Source organism: Streptomyces sp. 2-1, assembly GCF_048564895.1.
Classification (GTDB): domain Bacteria; phylum Actinomycetota; class Actinomycetes; order Streptomycetales; family Streptomycetaceae; genus Streptomyces; species Streptomyces phaeochromogenes.
The window spans coordinates 7,141,981-7,159,922 of sequence record NZ_CP183383.1 but is presented as its reverse complement, the minus strand read 5'-3'; the positions used below and the strand labels follow the sequence as shown (position 1 = coordinate 7,159,922).

Annotated in this window: 16 protein-coding genes; 3 read left to right on the top strand and 13 right to left on the bottom strand. The window is 70.9% G+C overall.

The window, feature by feature from the left end; genetic code table 11:
• Positions 1–47: 47 nt before the first annotated feature.
• Positions 48–656 carry a rhomboid family intramembrane serine protease gene (locus tag ACN20J_RS31610; protein WP_419667344.1) on the bottom strand — a complete coding sequence of 203 codons (609 nt, stop codon included), beginning with the start codon at positions 654–656 and terminating at the stop codon, positions 48–50.
• A 158-nt stretch (positions 657–814) separates the two neighbouring features.
• Here ACN20J_RS31610 and ACN20J_RS31605 point away from each other — a divergent pair, with 158 nt between their 5' ends.
• Both ACN20J_RS31605 and ACN20J_RS31600 read left to right on the top strand, forming a co-directional pair.
• Positions 815–3,301 carry a hypothetical protein gene (locus ACN20J_RS31605; RefSeq protein WP_419667343.1) on the top strand — a complete coding sequence of 829 codons (2,487 nt, stop codon included), beginning with the start codon at positions 815–817 and terminating at the stop codon, positions 3,299–3,301.
• Between the two features lie 164 nt (positions 3,302–3,465).
• Positions 3,466–4,770, top strand: coding sequence for a serine hydrolase domain-containing protein (locus ACN20J_RS31600; RefSeq protein WP_362309083.1), 1,305 nt, complete (start codon positions 3,466–3,468; stop codon positions 4,768–4,770).
• Here ACN20J_RS31600 and ACN20J_RS31595 read toward each other — a convergent pair.
• The 10 genes from ACN20J_RS31595 to ychF form a co-directional block, all read right to left on the bottom strand.
• On the bottom strand, positions 4,767–5,453 hold the full coding sequence (locus ACN20J_RS31595; RefSeq protein WP_189837433.1) for a response regulator: 687 nt from the start codon (positions 5,451–5,453) through the stop codon (positions 4,767–4,769). The genes ACN20J_RS31600 and ACN20J_RS31595 overlap by 4 nt on opposite strands.
• The gene (locus ACN20J_RS31590; protein WP_419667342.1) at positions 5,450–6,799 is read right to left on the bottom strand and encodes a sensor histidine kinase; all 1,350 of its coding nucleotides are present in this window, start codon (positions 6,797–6,799) and stop codon (positions 5,450–5,452) included. The genes ACN20J_RS31595 and ACN20J_RS31590 overlap by 4 nt, the downstream gene beginning before the upstream one ends.
• A 23-nt stretch (positions 6,800–6,822) precedes the next feature.
• Positions 6,823–7,659, bottom strand: a complete 837-nt coding sequence (locus ACN20J_RS31585) for an ABC transporter permease (protein ID WP_189838427.1) — start codon at positions 7,657–7,659, stop codon at positions 6,823–6,825.
• Positions 7,659–8,588, bottom strand: coding sequence for an ABC transporter ATP-binding protein (locus ACN20J_RS31580; RefSeq protein WP_190229775.1), 930 nt, complete (start codon positions 8,586–8,588; stop codon positions 7,659–7,661). Before ACN20J_RS31580 ends, ACN20J_RS31585 begins: the two co-directional genes overlap by 1 nt.
• A 562-nt stretch (positions 8,589–9,150) precedes the next feature.
• A complete protein-coding gene (locus ACN20J_RS31575) occupies positions 9,151–9,336 on the bottom strand; it encodes a hypothetical protein (RefSeq protein ID WP_419667341.1) in 186 nt (61 codons plus the stop codon).
• 264 nt (positions 9,337–9,600) lie between these two features.
• A complete protein-coding gene (locus tag ACN20J_RS31570; protein WP_419667340.1) occupies positions 9,601–11,817 on the bottom strand; it encodes an MMPL family transporter in 2,217 nt (738 codons plus the stop codon).
• Positions 11,818–11,822: 5 nt separating this feature from the next.
• Positions 11,823–12,038, bottom strand: a complete 216-nt coding sequence (locus ACN20J_RS31565) for a hypothetical protein (RefSeq protein ID WP_189837430.1) — start codon at positions 12,036–12,038, stop codon at positions 11,823–11,825.
• 143 nt (positions 12,039–12,181) lie between these two features.
• A complete protein-coding gene (locus tag ACN20J_RS31560) occupies positions 12,182–12,850 on the bottom strand; it encodes a response regulator (protein ID WP_189837429.1) in 669 nt (222 codons plus the stop codon).
• The gene (locus ACN20J_RS31555) at positions 12,847–14,007 is read right to left on the bottom strand and encodes a sensor histidine kinase (RefSeq protein WP_259333328.1); all 1,161 of its coding nucleotides are present in this window, start codon (positions 14,005–14,007) and stop codon (positions 12,847–12,849) included. Before ACN20J_RS31555 ends, ACN20J_RS31560 begins: the two co-directional genes overlap by 4 nt.
• A gap of 209 nt (positions 14,008–14,216) precedes the next feature.
• Positions 14,217–15,305, bottom strand: a complete 1,089-nt coding sequence (gene ychF / locus ACN20J_RS31550) for a redox-regulated ATPase YchF (protein ID WP_055614036.1) — start codon at positions 15,303–15,305, stop codon at positions 14,217–14,219.
• 309 nt (positions 15,306–15,614) lie between these two features.
• Here ychF and ACN20J_RS31545 point away from each other — a divergent pair, with 309 nt between their 5' ends.
• Positions 15,615–16,028, top strand: a complete 414-nt coding sequence (locus tag ACN20J_RS31545; RefSeq protein ID WP_308437136.1) for a DUF6542 domain-containing protein — start codon at positions 15,615–15,617, stop codon at positions 16,026–16,028.
• Between the two features lie 30 nt (positions 16,029–16,058).
• Here the strand turns inward: ACN20J_RS31545 and ppgK are convergent, their stop codons facing one another.
• Together ppgK and ACN20J_RS31535 are read right to left on the bottom strand one after the other, a co-directional pair.
• Positions 16,059–16,805, bottom strand: coding sequence for a polyphosphate--glucose phosphotransferase (gene ppgK / locus ACN20J_RS31540; protein ID WP_419667339.1), 747 nt, complete (start codon positions 16,803–16,805; stop codon positions 16,059–16,061).
• 29 nt (positions 16,806–16,834) lie between these two features.
• Complete coding sequence (locus tag ACN20J_RS31535; RefSeq protein WP_189837425.1) at positions 16,835–17,851, bottom strand: 4-hydroxy-3-methylbut-2-enyl diphosphate reductase; 1,017 nt, start codon at positions 17,849–17,851, stop codon at positions 16,835–16,837.
• Between the last annotated feature and the right edge of the window lie 91 nt (positions 17,852–17,942).

The following is a 17,942-nucleotide window of genomic DNA, read 5'->3' as shown; positions in this document are numbered from 1 at the left end:
GACGAGGAGCGGGCCGAGCGCCGGCCCGGTCCGCCGAGGCACCTCGGCTATGCGCGGGCCTCGCGAGGACGGCGGAACACGAACGCCGAGGCCATCCCGCCGATGAGGCCGAAGAGATGCCCCTGCCAGCTGACTCCGGCCGTCGTCGGCAGTACGCCCCACAGGATCGAGCCGTAGACCGCGCCGACGACGAGGCCTATGACCACGTCACCGATCCGGCGGTCCACGAAGCCGCGGACCAGCAGATAGCCGAAGAGACCGAAGACGACGCCGGACGCGCCCGCGGTTATGGAGTGTTCGGACGCGGTGAGCCACACGCCCAGGCCGCTGACGAGGATCGTCACGGTGACGACGGCGAGGAAGCGGCGGATCCCGGACAGCGCGGCCAGGAAGCCGAGGAGGAGCAACGGCACGCTGTTCGCGGCGAGATGGTCCCAGCCGAAGTGCACGAAGGCGGCGGGCACGATGTCCCGCAGCTCGCCGAACTCGCGCGGCGTGATGCCGAACGTGTCCAGGGCGTGCCCGCTCGCCACGTCGATGGCTTCGAGCACCCAGAGCAGGGCGACCCAGCCGCCCACCAGCAGGGCCGCGTTCTTGACCCGCTCACCGCGCGACGCCGGCGCGGGAACAGCCACGCCGTACGGCCCGTACGCCATGAGAACCTCCTGGCTTTCCTCGTGTACTCCTCAACGCACGGAAGGCTCCGCCCGGTTCCCACCCCGCGGCCGGCCGAAGCGGAATCACGGTGACCACTCTCGGTCTCGTACTTTTTACGCATTGTGATCGTGCGCCCATGACCTCACTGTGATCTGCCATGGACAACGGATCACAGGCCCGGGAGACGCGCCTGGTCGAGCTGGTCGTGCCCGGTATCGGCCCGGTGGACCGCGCGGAGGCACTGGAGCCGCCGGTCGTCCACCGGATCAGCGGGGACGAGGCCGCCGGCTGGTACGGAACGGTGGCGGAGGACGACACCGAGCCGCTCGTCGAACGGCAGGTCTACGACTGGAACCGGCTCACGATCGGCGGCGCGGGCCGGGCGATGTGGCTGCTCCTGCTGCCCTTTCTGCTGATCAACCTGGTGACGTGGATGCAGCCCCGGCTGCCGCGGCACAGCAGGGTGTCGGGCTGGCTGTACGACTTCGGGGCCCGGCTGCTCGGACTGTCGCTGACGGTGATGCTGGTGGGCGTGTTCGGGCAGGCCGCCATGGACCAGGTCGTGTGGCAGTGCGGGGCGCCCGCGCACTCCGCCTGCGGTGCGGAGAACCCGTTGGTCGAGGCGGCACGGGACGTGGGCACGGGAATCGGACTGACGCTCGCGGCCGTGGTGCCGCTGCTCGTCGGAGCGGTGATGGCGTTCAGCGCGCGGGACGCCAAGAAGGAGTACCGGCCGGTCCTGAAGACCGTGGAGGGCGAGGAGTACCGGCGCCTGGACCGGGAGGACAAACGGCAGGCGCGGGGGACCGGCAAGGTGCGGCGGCCACTGGAGGTGCGCGGCTTCTGGGAGTACAACTGGCGCGCCGAGGGCCTCACTTCACAGCATCGGTGTGCGGGTCTGCTCACCGTCGCGATGCTGGTGATCGTGCCGGGGCTCCAGTACGACCTGCGCCGGGACGGCACGGTCGTCGGTCTGGTGCTGTTCGTGCTGATTCTGGTGCTGGCGGCGCTGATGGTCGCCGACGGGCCCTGGTTCAGAAGCGTGCAGTGGTCGAGGCTTTGGCCGCCCAATCACCGGCGGACCACCCTCGGCGTGTGTCTCGGGGTGACGGTCTCCGCCATGCTCTACTGCGCGCTCCCCGAGCGGGACTGGCGGGCGGCGCGCGGGAGTTCACGGATGCTGCCGGGAATGGGCGAGGAGGCCAACGACGTCGTGATCGCCCAGGGCGTCGGCGTGCTGCTGATGATCGTCGCCTGTCTGGTGATGTGCCTCAGGGACCGTGACCGTGCGGAAAGGACGTCCCTCTACGGGCTGTTGGGGCCCGTGGTCGCGGTGATGGCCTGCTTCATCGGGTGGCTCTACACGGCGGCGTTCTCCCTGTGGGTACAGGGCTGGCTCACCCCGGACGGCGACCCGTACGCCACCGAACTCCCCAGGGCGGTGCGGGTGATCGCCGCGGCCTTCCCGCTGGTGGTGGTGCTGGGCGGGCTCGCGGCCGTGGCCAACGCCCTGTGGAAACTGTGGAGGCGCAGGCCTGCGGCCCCGGCACATCCGGCGGAGGAGAAGGAGGACAGGAAGCACCGCAGCGAGATCAACTGGGCGCGGAACGTGGGAGAGGACGGCCTGAACTGGTACGACCAGGGCCTCGCCGCGCTGGCCTCCCTCATCGTGGCCCTGGTCCTCACCCTGTATCTGGCGAACTGGGTGGGCGACGGTTCCCTGACGACGAGCGTCCGCCGGACCACGAACGACACGGTCAAGCAACTCACCACCCTCGGCGCCCTCGCCCTGATCGCCCTCGTGGCGGTCGCGGTGCTCGCCGTACGGGCCGTCGCGCTCCGTCCCGAGATGCGCAGGAACACGGGCATCGCCTGGGCCTTCGGCGTGTTCTGGCCGCGCGCCGCGCACCCTTTCGCCCCGGCGGCCTGGACCGTACGGACCGTTCCCGAACTCGTCCACCGCATCGAGCATCTGCTGGACTCCGACAGCCGTACGCGGATACTGCTGCACGCACAGTCCATGGGGTCGGTGATCGCCGTGGCCGCGCTGTGGCAGATTCCGCCCGAACTGCGTCCACGCATCGGCCTGTTGACCACGGGAAGCCCGATCGGCGCGGTGTTCGCCCGCCACTACCCCGGCTATGTCACGGCCGAGTCCCTCGACGCCCTGGTCCACAACGAGGACGGCGACGACGGCGACGACGGCGAGGACGGCGGCACCCCGGACAGGACTCGCCTGCTCAGGACGTGGGTCAGCATCCACCGCGAGACCGACCTGCTGGCCGGCCCGACCGGCGTCGGCGGTGTGGACCAGGAGTGGAAGGACGGGGTGGCGCCGATGGACCCCGACGCCGAGCGGTCGCATGCGCGCACCCGCGCCCAGCCCGTCTTCTGGCCCCTGGAGCGGCACAACGGATACCGCCGGGACCCCAGGATCGCGGCGGTCCGCAGAGCGATCCTCGACACCCTCGCCGAGCCGGCCCCTCCGCCACCCACTCCCCCGACGACACCGGCTCCTCGCCGGCCGACGCCCTCTCCCCCCACTCCCACACCCGCGCCCTCACCCACACCCACACCGGATCCGGCACCGGCACCCGCGCCGACACGAAGGGAGCCGACCCCGGATCGGACCGGCCCCGTCTGAAGCCCGCGGGGACCCGTGCCGAGGCCGGAGGCCGCCGCCCCGGAATCCCGGTTGGCGCCGAACGAGTGGACTCGCCGGAACGATTACCGGACCGGGGGCCTCCGCCCGGGGTCCGGATGGTGACGTTGCCGTCCGAACCCCTGACCTGGAAGAGACGCCCCCACATGCGACGTACCCCCTCCCGCCGGCTGTTCACCGCGGCGCTCCTCGTGGCGTCGGTGCTGGCGCCGATGACAGCGATTCCGGCCACGGCGGTCAACGCCGCGGGCGTCGACCGGCACGGCGGCGGCCCGTACGACGGCAACCGGCACTGCGCCGACCCGCACGGCGGCGGCCCGCATGGCGCCGGCCCGCACGGCGTCAACGGGCGCGGCGGCGACCGGCACGACAAGGACGAGTGCCCGTCGAACGGTCTCGATCCCAAGCTGACCGCCCGGCTGGACAAGGCCATCGCGGACGTCCGCCGGAAGGCCGACATCCCCGGTGTCGTCGTCGGACTGTGGATGCCGGGCAAGGGAAGCTACGTACGCGCGACCGGGGTAGCCGACACCGCCACCGGCCGGCCGATGACCACCGACCCGTACATTCGGATCGGCAGCGAGACCAAGACCTTCACGGTCACCGCGCTGCTCCAGCTCGTCGACGACGGACGGATCCGCCTGGACGACCCGATCTCCAAGTACATCCATGGCGTGCCGGGCGGCAAGCGGATCACGCTGCGCCATCTCGCCGAGATGCGCAGCGGCCTGTTCCCGTACAGCGCCGACGCGGACTTCGAGCACGATCTGCTGAGCGACCCGAGCCGCTCGTTCACCCCGCGGGAACTGCTCGCGTACGGCTTCAAGCACAAGAACACCTTCAAGCCGGGCAAGCAGTTCCAGTACTCCAACAGCAACCTCGTCCTTCTCGGCCTGGTGATCGAGAAGGTCAGCGGGCACAACCTCGTCGACTTCATCGACAAGCGGGTGCTCCGCCCGGCCCACCTGCGCCACACGCTGTTCCCCCTGGACGCCGAGTTCCCCGAGCCGCACCCGCGCGGCTACACCAACCAGACGCTGAGCGGCGATGTCGAGGACTCCACGGACTGGAACCCCAGCTGGGCCTGGGCGGCCGGGGCGATGATCTCGAACCTGCACGACCTGCGCCGCTGGGCCAAGATCGTCGCCACCGGGACACTGCTCAGCCCGCAGACCCAGAAGGAGCGGCTCAAGACCCTGCCGACCGGCTTCCCCGGCACGAACTACGGCCTCGGCATCTTCGAGTCCGACGGCTGGATCGGCCACAACGGCTCCATCCCCGGCTACGAGAGCGTGACCGTCTACCTGCCGTCGAAGAAGGCCACCCTGGTGGTCCTCCTCAACACCGACATCTCCTACGAGGGCAAGGAGCCGTCCTCGGTCCTCGCCCAGAAGATCACCGAGATCGTCACCCCGAAGAACATCTACGACCGCCCGGTCCCGCCGCGCTAGAGGTCCGGCGGTCCCTGCGGCTTGGCCCTGACCAGCCCGGCGTCGTACGCCATGATCACGGCCTGGATGCGGTCGCGGGCGCCGATCTTGGCGAGGACGCGGCCGACGTGCTTCTTGACCGTGGACTCGGTGAGGACGAGGTGCTCGGCGATCTCCGTGTTCGTCCAGCCCTGGGCGACGGCGACAAGGACCTCTCGTTCGCGGTCGCTGAGGGTCCGCAGCCGGGGATCGTCCGGGGCCGGCGCGTCGGCCGGCGCGAGGACCTGGTGGGCGTAGGCATCCAGCAGCCGACGGGTCAGACGCGGGGCCACGACGGCGTCGCCGGTGGCGACCGCGCGGATGCCGGCGACGAGTTCCTCGGGGCGGGCGTCCTTGAGCAGGAAGCCGCTGGCGCCGGCCCGCAGGCCTTCGTAGGCGTACTCGTCGAGGTCGAAGGTGGTCACGATGAGGATGCGGGTGCGGCCGCCGGCGGCGACGATGCGGCGGGTGGCCTCCAGGCCGTCCATGCCGGGCATGCGGATGTCCATGAGGACGACGTCCGGACGGAGTTCGGCGGCCATGCGGACGGCCTCGGCGCCGTGCTCGGCCTCGCCGACCCCATGCAGGCCCGGCGTCCCCTCGATGAGCATGCGCACGCCCATGCGCTGGAGGGGCTGGTCGTCGGCGATGAGCACGGTGGTCATGACAGCTGTTCTCCCGGCGGTACGTCGAGCACGACATCCACAGTCCAGCCGTGGCCGGTGTCGCCCGGCCCCAGGACGACGGTCCCGCCGTACATGGCGGCCCGCTGGCGGATGCCGACGAGGCCGTGGCCGGGATTGTCGTCGACTCCTCCCGGCCTCGCGCGCGCAGGTGCCCCCGGCGGTACGCCCGTGTCGGCGACCCTGATCCGTACCTGTCCCGACTCGACCGCGATGGTGACCTCGGCGGACGTGCCGGTCCCCGCGTGTTTGAGGGTGTTGGTCAAGGACTCCTGGACGACGCGGTACACGGTGAGCTGTACGCCGCTGCCCAGGGCGTCGAGATCCCCCACGGTCCGGTACGTCACGGACAGCCCGGCCGTGCGCACCCGTGAGACGAGGGGGTCCAGGTCACGGATCCCGGGTTGCGGGGCGAGCAGACGTTCGCCCTCCTGCTCCTCCCGCAGCACTCCCAGCACCCGGCGCAGTTCGCTCATGGCCTGGCGGCCGGTGTCGCCGAGGACGCGCAGCGCCTCGGCGGACCGCTCGCTCCGGTTGGCGGCGAGGGTCGCGGCGCCGTCGGCGACGCTGACCATGACCGAGAGGTTGTGGCCGACGATGTCGTGCATCTCCCGGGCGACCCGGGAGCGCTCGGCGGCGGCGGTGAGCCGGACGCGCTGCTCCTGCTCGATCTCCAGCCGTCTGGCACGGTCCTCCAGAGCCGCCAGGTACATCCGGAGGATACGGAGTGCCAGGCCGATGGCGACGGCCGCCGTCGTCGTGCCCAGCAGGAAGAAGCCGCCGATCATGGGGTGATCGGCCTTGCCGGGGACCAGTACGAAGGCGGCCAGCAGCAGTTCGACGGCCGCCAGCGCGACGGCCCAGCCCAGCACCCGTACGGATCCGTAGCGGGCCAGGGTGTACAGGGCGACGAGTCCGGCGATCCCGGTGGGGAGCCACACTCCCAGCGACCACTGCGCGACGGACACGAACGAAATCACGAGGAACGTGGCCATGGGGGCCCTGCGGCGCCAGAACAGGGGAACGAGGTGCGCGGCGACCAGGAGGCACAGGACGCCGGTCGACAGCTGGGGTCCGGGTTCGGTGTCGCCGAAGGGGGACGTCGGGGCCGTGTCGTTGTGGATCAGGCTGGGCAGGGAGATGGCCAGGATGAGCAGCACGATCGCGGTGTCGAGCAGCCACGGGTACCGGCCGAGCAGCCCCGGCCGGCGCCTTCGGTCGCCCAGCAGCCGGTCCAGGAACGGGTGGGCCCACGCCGCGTCGAGCTCGGAGGGCGTCGCCGCCGCCGGGCCGGTCGCCGTGGCGGCTGCCGCGTGGTGCGGGCTCATGACCACCATTGTCCGGTACCCGATCAGGCGTCGGTACTGGCGAGCCGGTACGCCGCCCCCGCGAGGGCCAGGGCCACCCAGCCGGCGAAGACGGCGAGCCCTGCCCCGGGCGAGAGCGCGTCGGAGGACTGCTGGACGGCGTAGACGGCCTGGCCCGCGGTGCTGGGGAAGTACGGGCTGAGCGTGTCGTACAGCGAGTCCGGCAGCAGCCCGGCCAGGCCGGGCAGGATCAGCAGGATGCCGACCAGGGTCGCGATGGCCCCGGCGGAGGAGCGGATCAGCATGCCCAGGGCCACTCCGAACACGGCTACCAGGGCGAGGTAGACGCCGGCACCGGCCAGGCTGCGCAGCACACCGTCGTCGCCCAGGGACAGAGCGATGCTCTCGCCGTCCAGGCCCGGTGCTCCGAGCAGGAACGCGGCCAGGACGCCCAGGCCGGCAAGGACCAGGACGACGGGCGCGATCACGGCGGCCTTGGCCCACAGGACCGGCAGCCGTCGCGGGACCGCGGTGAGCGTGGAGCGGATCATGCCGGTGCCGTACTCGCCTGCGGAGAGCAGCACACCGAGCACACCGATGGCCAGCGACCCGAAGGTCACGCCGGTCAGGGCCAGGCTCACGGCGTCGGTGCTGCCCGCGTCGGGACCGAGCGGTCCGCCGCCGTCCGCGGCCTCCTGGGGGCTGTAGGTGTGGGCGGCGATCGTCCCGAAGAGCACGAGCAGGAACACGGCGACGCCGAGGGTGATCCAACTGGAGCGCAGAGTCCAGAACTTGGCCCACTCCGAGCGCAGGACGCGTGGGCCGGTCACCTTGCGCACGATCGTGCGGGGCGGGGCCGCGGACAGGTCGGTGACAGTCATCATGCCGCCTTTCGTGCGGTGTCGGCCGGGGCGCTCTGGTACTCGACGGCGTCCCGGGTGAGGTCCATGAACGCCTGCTCCAGGGAGACGGCCTGCGGGGTGAGTTCGTGGAGTGCCAGCCCGTGCGCGGCGGCGATGGCGCCGATCTCCCGGGCATCACGTCCGTGGACCATGAGCTCGTCCCTGGAGGAGGACGTGATCGTGACATCGGGGCCGACCAGCAGTGAGCGCAGCCCGGCGGTGTCGGCGGTGGCGACCTTCACCCCTCCGCTGCCGGCGTCCCTGATGAAGTCGTCGACCGTGGTGTCGACGAGCAGCCGGCCGCGTCCGATGATCACCAGATGGTCGGCGATCTGCGCGGTCTCGCTCATCAGATGCGAGGAGAGCATCACGGCGCGGCCTTCGTCGGCCAGCCGCCGCAGGAGGTTGCGGACCCACAGCACGCCCTCGGGGTCGAGCCCGTTGACGGGCTCGTCGAGCATGACGATCGCCGGGTCGCCGAGCAGGGCCGCGGCGATGCCGAGCCGCTGGCCCATACCGAGGGAGAACGCGCCCACCCGCTTGCCGGCCACGCTGGTCAGCCCCGCCAGCTCGATGACCTCGTCCACCCGGCCGCGGGCGATGCCGTGGGTGTACGCGAGCGCCATCAGGTGGTTGAACGCGGTGCGCCCCGGATGGACGGACTTGGCCTCCAGCAGGCTGCCGATCTCGTGCAGGGGCGCCGGATGCCGGGCGTAGGGGCGGCCGTTCACGGTGACCGAGCCTCCGTCGGGCGAGTCCAGTCCGACGACCATGCGCATGGTCGTGGACTTGCCGGCGCCGTTGGGCCCGAGGAAGCCCGTCACCTCACCGGGCTTCACGGTGAAGCTCAGATTGTCGACGACCGTCTTGTCGCCGTACCGCTTGGTCAGCTCCCGTGCTTCGATCATCGAGGTCACCCTTCTTTCCTTCGATACCGGCCACGGACGGTCGTGACCTCCGCTTTCGAAGCTAGGGGCGGGCAGGACGGATTCCCTGGGACCCCGGGCGACTCTTCGGGGGCCCGGTGGTACCGCGGTACCAGTGGGCCGCGACGTCACGTCCGACGGAGGTGTCCGCGGCGACGGCGGTGCGCCGTCGGCCGGGAGGCCGGAGGGAAAGGCGCGCGCGGGACTGCCGGGCCGGGAGGCCGCGACGGGCGCGGGAGCGGCGTGCAGGTCGCGGGGCGAGTGTGATCACGCCGGTCAGCGCGGGGGCCTCCCCGAGGAGTGCGACACCGATCACGACGGCGGCCATCGGATCGGTGATGGTGACGTTCGCCGTGGTGGTTTCCGGCGGGCCGTCGGCGTAGGCGCGCTGCAGCAGCCCGAACCCGGTGAGGACTGCCGCGGCGAGGCTGGCGAGCGTGCCGAGCGGGCCGGGGGTCGGGGGTCGGACCGGTCTCGCCGCAGTGCTCCATCCCGGCCCGTCCGGGAACCGACGCGCGGCCGTGGGCGGCGCCCGCGCCCACGCTCAACACCGGGCAGCGGCCCCGACCGCCACCCCGGCCTGGATCCGCGCGGCGGTGGTGATCGGGGTGGGCACGGTGTGCGCGGCGGCGATCACAGCGAACGCACCGGCCGCGACCACGATCGTCGCCAGGGCACCGACCGTGCGCCGGCCCGGCCGCCCGCTCCGCGGCCCGAGCCTCCGGAGCACGCTCGCCGCGATCCCCAGCACCCCGGCCGCACCGCCGGCATGATCGCGAGCCAGGTCATGTGCGGCCGCCCTCCTGTGCGGGACGTGGCCCCGTAGGGCAAGGGGTCGCCTACGGGCGGGATGTCGGGACACCCGCCGGACGGCCGGGGCGCCGAGGGCGTACGCCCGGGTCCACACGCCGGCCCGGAGGGAGCCGCCCGGGCGCGGCGCGTGGAGTCGGCGGCGCCTGATCGACGTACGGCGCCGATCAGTGGGATCCGCCCGTCAGGACGCGGTCTGTCCCCCGCCCGCAGGCGCCCCGTCCCGCGGCGCTTCGAGCGTCACCTCGGGCAGCAGGCGATCGAGCCAGGCGGGCAACCACCAGGCCCACTTGCCGAACAACTGCATGATGGCCGGGACCATCAGGCACCGGATGACCAGCGCGTCAAGGAGGATCGCCACGGCGAGACCCAGGCCGAACTCCTGGAGCATCCGGTCGGCGCTCAGCATGAAGGCGCCGAACACGAAGATCATGATGGCTCCGGCCGCCGTGATCACCTTGCCGGTGGAGGCGAGCCCCTCCCGTACCGCGAGCGAGTGGTCCTTCGTACGTTCCCACTCCTCGTGCATCCGCGAGACGAGGAACACCTCGTAGTCCATGGAGAGCCCGAACACGATCGCGAAGATCAGCACGGGCAGGAACGCCTCGACCGGACCCGGCTCCACTCCGAACAGGCCGTGCTGGAACACCAGAGTCATCGCGCCGAGCGCGGCGGTGATCGAGATCAGGTTCAGCAGGGCCGCCTTGAGCGGGATCAGGACGGACCGGAAGACCAGCATGAGCAGCAGGGACGACAGTCCGACGACCACCGCCACGAAGAGCGGCATCCGCTTGGAGACCATCTCCGAGAAGTCCTGGGAGGCCGCGACGGCGCCGCCGACCAGGACCGTGGCACCGGTGGTCCGCTCCAGTTCCGGGGCCACGTCCTCGCGCAGACGGTGTACGAGGTCGGCGGTGCCCTCGGACTGCGGTGACGTCTCGGGATAGACGATCACGGTGGACAGGGCACCGTCCTCGGAAGACATCGCGGGGCTTGCCGCCTCGACGCCCTCGGTCCCGGCCAGCGCGGACGACACAGCCTTTCCGGCCGCTTCGTCTCCCTGGGCCAGGACGACCAGCGGGCCGTTGAAGCCCGGGCCGAAGCCTTCGGCGAGCAGGTCGTACGCCTGCCTCGAGGTCGTCGCCTTCGGGTCGTTGCCCGCGTCGGCGAAGCCGAGCCGCATGCCGAGCGCCGGTGCGGACAGGGCCAGCAGGGCGATGGTTGCGGCCACCAGGGCCGGCAACGGCCGGCGCTGTACCGCCGAGGCCAGCGCCCTCCAGCGGCGTCCTTCGGCCTTGCCCTTGGCGGCGGTCCTGGCCGCGTGCTTGAGCACATGGCGCTGGATGCGCTTGCCGAAGACCGCAAGGAGTGCGGGCAGCAGGATCAGCGAGGCGGCCATGGTGGTCAGCACGGTCAGTGCCAGGGCGAGGGCCACTCCCTGCAGCGAGCCGAGACCGAGCACGACCAGGCCCAGCAGGGCGATGATCACCGTGCAGCCGGCGAAGAACACCGTACGGCCTGCGGCGTCCAGGGCCTTACGGCCGGCCTCGGACGGCTCGGCGCCGTCGGTGAGTTCCTGCCGGTAGCGGTAGAAGATCAGCAGGGCGTAGTCGATACCGACGCCGAGTCCGACGAGCATCGTGATGGGCGGGGTGAAGTCGGCGACGGTGAGGACGTGCGAGGCGAGGACGATGAGGCCGAGGGCGGAGCCGACCGCGAAGAGAGCGGTGATCAGCGGCACGGCGGCGGCCACCAGGGAACCGAAGAGCAGTCCGAGGATGACCAGGGCGGCGACGATGCCGGCGAGTTCCGCGGTCGGGCTTCCCTTGTCCTCGGCGCCGCGCACGGCCTCGCCGCCGAGTTCGACCTGGAGATCGTCCGACTCGACGCCCTTGGCGGTATCGATGATCTTGGCGACCTCCTCTTTGGGCACGGCCTCGGCCTTGCCGTCGAGAGTGACGGTGGCGTAGCCGATCGTGCCGTCCTTGGACACGGCGGAGGCGTCGACGTACGGGCTGCGTATCTCGGCGACGCCCGGCAGCTGCTCGACCTCGGCCAGCGTCTTCTCCACGGCAGCCTTGGACCGGTCGATGCCCTGGCTGTCCTTGAGGACGATGTCGACGCTGTCCCCGGCCTGGCCGGAACCGTGCTTCGTGAACAGGTCCGTGGCCGTCTGCGAGTCGGTGCCCGGCAGCGCGAAGTCGTTCTTGTACGCGGAGCCTGCGGCCGTCGAGCCCAGAGTGACGGCGGCCAGGACGGCCACCCAGATCAGCAGGGCGGCCCAGCGATGACGCTGGGCCCAGCCGGCCACGGCGCCGAACCGGCCGACGCCTGCTTCGACCCGTCGGCCTGGCGGTGCGGGTGGGGCAAGGGGTGCGGGTGTGCCGCGGGTGGGAGACATGGTGACTACCTCTGATTCCAGCGTGAGTTGCCAGGCATGACGAACGCACCCACCACAGCGCCGCACAGGGCGGGTACGCCGATCGCCGGGATGGCGAACACGCCGTCGATCTCCAAGGCCAGGGCCCCGGCAGCCGAGACCAGCAGAATTCCGGCGGCAGCGCCGACGAGCGCGCCGACGAGCGTGGTCGTGACCCGTCCGGGAGAGGGAGGTGCGTCCATGCCCCTGATCGTGCGCGTGCGGCCGGGTCGAAATCGTCAGTCCCGGGACGACACCGGACGTACCTCGGGAGATGTATGCGACGCGGTACCCCGGAGGTAGGGGGCGTCCACCGGCAGCCGGCCGACCAGGGCGGGCCTGCCTCCTAGTCCTCCAGCCAGCCGGGGCTGACCAGGCCGGACTCGTACGCCATCACCACGAGCTGCGATCTGTCCCGTGCACCCAGCTTCGTCAGAACGCGGCTGACGTGCGTCTTCGCCGTCGACACCTGCAGCACCAGCCGCTCGGCGATCTCGTCGTTCGTCAGCCCCGCGGCCACCAGCTGCATGACCTCGCGCTCCCGGTCGGTGAGCACATCGAGCCGGGGGTCCGGCCGAGGGCCCTTGACCCGGCTCGCGAATTCGGCGATGAGCCGCCGGGTGACCGACGGGCTGATCAGGGCATCGCCTCGCGCGGCGACCCGCACCGCGTGCAGCAGTTCCTCCGGCTCGGTGTCCTTCACCAGGAAGCCGGTCGCCCCGGCACGCAGCGCCCCGTACACGTAGTCGTCGAGATCGAAGGTCGTCAGGATGACCACCTTCACCGCCGCCAGCCGCTCGTCCTCCGTGATGACCACGGTGGCGTCCAGACCGTCCATCTCCGGCATCCGGATGTCCATCAGCACCACGTCCGGCTTCAGCTCGCGGCAGGCCGAGACCGCGGCTCGCCCGTCGGAGGCCTCGCCCACCACCTCTATGTCGTACTCGTCCTCCAGGACCGACCGGAACCCTGCCCGGACCAGCCAGTGGTCATCCACCAGCAGGACCCTGATCATCGGCTGCTCCACTCCGTCGGCTGTCCTGCGGTCCCGTACGGTAGCCGGGCCCGCACCGCGAATCCGCCTTCGGGCCGTGGGCCCGCGACCAGTTCGCCCCCCAAGGCCCGCGCCCGCTCCGTCATGCCGGCGATGCCGCTGCCGCCGCCCGGCCTGGCGGGGCGGGCTGCCGAGCCCCGGCCGTCGTCCTCGACGGCCACCGTCAGATCCCGGTCCCCGTAGGCGATCCGGATCGCGACGTGCTCGGCACCGCTGTGCCGGGCGGCGTTGGTGAGCGACTCCTGCATGATCCGGTACGCGGCCAGGTCGACCGGGGCGGGCAAGGCGCGCTCACCTCCGGTCCGTTCGATCCGCACCGCGAGCCCCGCGAGCTCTGCCGAGGCCACCAGCGCGTCCACCCGGGCCAGACCCGGCGCGGGTGCCCTGGGTGCGTCCTCGTCGACCCGGCGAAGCACGTCGAGGGTGGCCCTCAGCTCCTGCAAGGTCTCCCGACTCCCCGCCTTGATGGCGCTCAGGGCCGCCTCGGCCTGCGCGGGGTCCTTCTTCAGCCGGTGCAGCGCCGCGCCCGACTGCACGTTGATCATCGAGATGTTGTGCCCGATCACATCGTGCAACTCGCGGGCGATGCGCAGCCGTTCCTCGGTCGCCCGCAGCCGCGCCTCCTCCTCGGCGTACGCCACCCGGCCGTGCCGCACACTGCCGAGCGCCACGACAGCGACCAGCCATCCGGTGAGCATGAACACCGCCGTACCCGTGACATCGCTCTCGGGCATGAGGGCGCCGACGCCGACGCCGATCACCATCGCCGCCGCCATGGCGATGGCCGCCTGCATGCGTCCCTGGGACGCGATGACGTACAACGCCACGATCGGAACCAGGACCAGCGGCCCGTCGACGGCACTCAGCACGTAGTAGACGCCGGTGGCCAGCACCGTGAACCAGCCCACCGCCACCGGGGCGCGGCGCCGGAACAAGAGCGCGCCGCACACCGCGACGATCAGCAGCCAGGACACGATCACCGAGGGCATCGAGCCCTCGCCGCCGCGCAGCCGCTGCCCCTCGGCGATCGCCACCAACACGAACGTCCCCGAAGCCAGCGCGGCGTCAGCACGAGCGCCACGCGGCAGCCGGAAGCGAGTCTGGGTGAAAGGCGGCACGAGTGCATTCTGCCCGTGATGCCGATCCGAACCGTTCCAGGCAGTCCGGTGGAACAGCCGGCCCGGCACCGCACGACCCGGCACAGGCGCCCTCATCCCATCCCGGCACGATCCCGGCACGGGAAAACACCAGGGGCCCGACCCCGAAGAGTCGGACCCCTCCTGACCTGCACGTTTACCAGATCAGCGACGTGATGATATGTCAGCGGCTACACGTTGAACCTGAACTCCACAACATCCCCGTCCTGCATCACATACTCCTTGCCCTCCATGCGGGCCTTGCCCTTGGCTCGGGCCTCGGCCACTGAGCCCGTTTCGACGAGGTCCTCGAAGGAGATGACCTCCGCCTTGATGAAGCCCTTCTGGAAGTCGGTGTGGATGACTCCGGCGGCCTCGGGGGCGGTGGCGCCCTTCTTGATGGTCCAGGCTCGGGATTCCTTGGGGCCGGCGGTGAGGTAGGTCTGCAGGCCGAGGGTGTTGAAGCCGACGTGGGCGAGCGTGGCGAGGCCGGGCTCCTCGACTCCGACGGACTGGAGGAGCTCGAGGGCCTCCTCGTCGTCCAGCTCGGCGAGGTCCGCCTCCAGCTTGGCGTTGAGGAAGATCGCCTCGGCGGGGGCGACGAGCGCGCTCTGCTCGGCCTTGAAGGCGTCGTCGGTCAGCTCGTCCTCGTCGACGTTGAAGACGTACAGGAACGGCTTGACGGTGAGCAGGTGCAGGTCGTGGAGGAGGGCCTCCTGGTCCGAGTCCTGCTTGATGCCCGCGGCGAAGAGGGTCTGGCCGCCGTCCAGGATCTCCTTGGCCGCCTCGACCGCCGCCACCTTCGCCACGACGTCCTTCTTGATCCGCGACTCCTTCTGGAGGCGCGGCAGGACCTTCTCGATGGTCTGCAGGTCGGCGAGGATCAGCTCGGTGTTGATCGTCTCGATGTCGTCCTTCGGCGAGACCTTGCCGTCCACGTGCACGACGTTCTCGTCCTTGAAGGCGCGGATGACCTGGCAGATCGCGTCCGACTCACGGATGTTCGCGAGGAACTTGTTGCCGAGGCCCTCGCCCTCGCTCGCGCCGCGCACGATGCCCGCGATGTCCACGAAGTCGACCGTGGCCGGGAGGATCTTCTGAGAGCCGAAGATCTCCGCCAGCTTGGTCAGCCGGGCGTCGGGGACGCCGACCACGCCGACGTTCGGCTCGATCGTGGCGAACGGGTAGTTGGCCGCCAGCACGTCGTTCTTGGTCAGGGCGTTGAACAGGGTCGACTTGCCGACATTCGGCAGACCGACGATTCCGATCGTGAGCGACACGTTGCGACTTCCCGTACGTAAGGGTGGAGGACGATCCAGACGATCCACCAGTCTACGGCGTTCCGCGCCCCGCACCGGCGACGTATCGAACGCTTGCTCAAGGTCGGCCAAAGCGCGTGTCCCAGGGCCTATTCCGCACATAACCCGACCTAAGTTGGACCTGTGGAGCAACACAGAACTCGTCCCCCTCAGTCACCGCCGCAGCGACGCGGCGCGCCCCTCCCCCCGCAGGCCGGACGGGGTGGGACCCGCACGGCCCGGCAGCCCGGGGCCGGTGTCCCGAGGCCCGCGACGGCCGGGTCACCTCTGGTGCAGGCCGTACGCCGGTTCCCCAACCCCCGGCTCACCGGGCTGGGCAGCGGGCTGTTCTGTGCCGCGGTGATGTTCGCGCTGGCCTGTCTGGACGCGCTGCTGTTCGGGTCCTCGCTCGTCGTCTACGGGGTGCTGTTCCTGCCGGTGTGCGCGTTGACGGCGGTGTGGGTGCGGCGGGCCGACCTCGTCACGGCGGTCGTCGCCGTACCGATCGCCTTCGCCGTCGGACTGCTGCCGATCGCCGACAGTGACGGGGGGATCTTCGGGCGGGTGATGGGGCTGGTCACCGCTCTCGCGCTGCACGCGGGATGGCTGTACGGGGGCACGCTGGTCGCCGGGATCATCGTCACCGTGCGCAAGGTGCGGATGATGAGCCGTCGCGCGGCGCAGCGGCGCCGGGCAGCCGCCTGAGACCAGGGACCGCCCGGGCAGGTCGGTCCGCTAGCCCGCCTTCGCCGCGCTCATCGCCGCCCCCACGATCCCCGCGTTGTTCTGCAGCTGGGCCGGGACGATCTCCGCCTTGATGCCCTCGATCAGGGGCAGGAACTTGTGGGACTTGCGGCTGACGCCGCCGCCGATGATGAAGAGCTCGGGCGAGAAGAGCATCTCCACATGGGCGAGGTACTTCTGGACGCGGTGGGCCCAGTGCTCCCAGGAGAGGTCGTGGTCCTCCTTGGCCTTGGTGGACGCGTGCTTCTCCGCGTCGTGGCCGTTCAGCTCCAGGTGGCCCAGCTCCGTGTTCGGCACGAGGATGCCGTCCACGAAGAGGGCGCTGCCGATCCCCGTACCGAACGTGAGCAGGAAGACCGTGCCCTGGCGGCCCTGGCCCGCGCCGAACTGCATCTCGGCGACGCCCGCCGCGTCCGCGTCGTTCAGCACCGTCACCGGCAGTCCGCCCAGCCGGTCGCCGAGCAGGGCGCGGGCGTCCGTGTCGATCCAGTCCTTGTCCACGTTGGCGGCCGTGCGGATGGTGGCGCCGCCGGTGACCACGCCCGGGAAGGTGATCCCGACCGGGCCCGTCCAGCCGAAGTGGCCGACGACCTCCTTCACGCCGTCCGCCACCGCGTCCGGGGTCGCGGGGTGCGGCGTGAGCACCTTGTAGCGCTCCTCCGCCAGGTCGCCCACGTCCAGGTCCACGGGAGCGCCCTTGATCCCTGAGCCGCCGATGTCCACACCGAAGATCTGCATGGCTCTACGTTACGTCGTACGACGGACAGTCACTCCGCCGAGGGGGTGCCACCGGTGCGGTCCGCCACCAGGGCGGCGGCCTCCGCGCGCAGGTCACGGCGGAGTTCCTTGGGGAGGGAGAACGTGATGGACTCGTCGGCCGTCTTCACCGTCTCCACGTCCCCGTAGCCGCGCTCGGCCAGCCACTCCAGGACGCCGTCCACCAGTACGTCCGGGACCGAGGCGCCGGAGGTCAGGCCCACCGTGGTGACGCCCTCCAGCCAGGCCTCGTCGATCTCGGCGGCGAAGTCCACCAGGTGCGCGGCGGCGGCGCCGGCGTCCAGGGCGACCTCGACCATGCGGATCGAGTTCGAGGAGTTCTTCGAGCCCACCACGATCACCAGCTGGGCGTCCTCGGCGAGCTTCTTCACCGCGATCTGGCGGTTCTGCGTGGCGTAGCAGATGTCGTCGCTGGGCGGGGAGATGAGCTGCGGGAACTTGTTCTTGAGGGCGTCGACCGTCTCCATGGTCTCGTCGACCGACAGCGTGGTCTGGGAGAGCCAGACCACCTTGGAGGGGTCGCGCACCTCGACCTTGGCGACGTCCTCGGGGCCGTCGACGAGCGTGATGTGCTCGGGCGCCTCGCCGGACGTGCCGATGACCTCCTCGTGGCCCTCGTGCCCGATCAGGAGGATGTCGTAGTCCTCCTTGGCGAAGCGGACGGCTTCCTTGTGGACCTTGGTGACCAGCGGGCAGGTCGCGTCGATCGTGGCGAGCTTGCCCGCCGCGGCCTCGTCGTGGACGACCGGGGCGACGCCGTGCGCCGAGAACATGACGATGGACCCCTCGGGGACCTCCGCCGTCCGTTCGACGAAGATCGCGCCCTTCTTCTCCAGGGTCTGCACGACGTACTTGTTGTGGACGATTTCGTGGCGGACATAGATCGGGGCCCCGTACTGCTCAAGGGCCTTCTCGACGGCGATCACGGCACGGTCGACTCCCGCGCAGTAGCCACGGGGGGCGGCGAGGAGGACACGGCGGCCAGTCGAAGCAGTCATGCATCCCATCGTAAGGCCGCGCCCGGCGCGTCAAAGATCGCCGCCTTGGGGAGACTGGTCGGGCAGCTGGGGAGCTGGGAGGGGTGGGACAAGGCGCGAC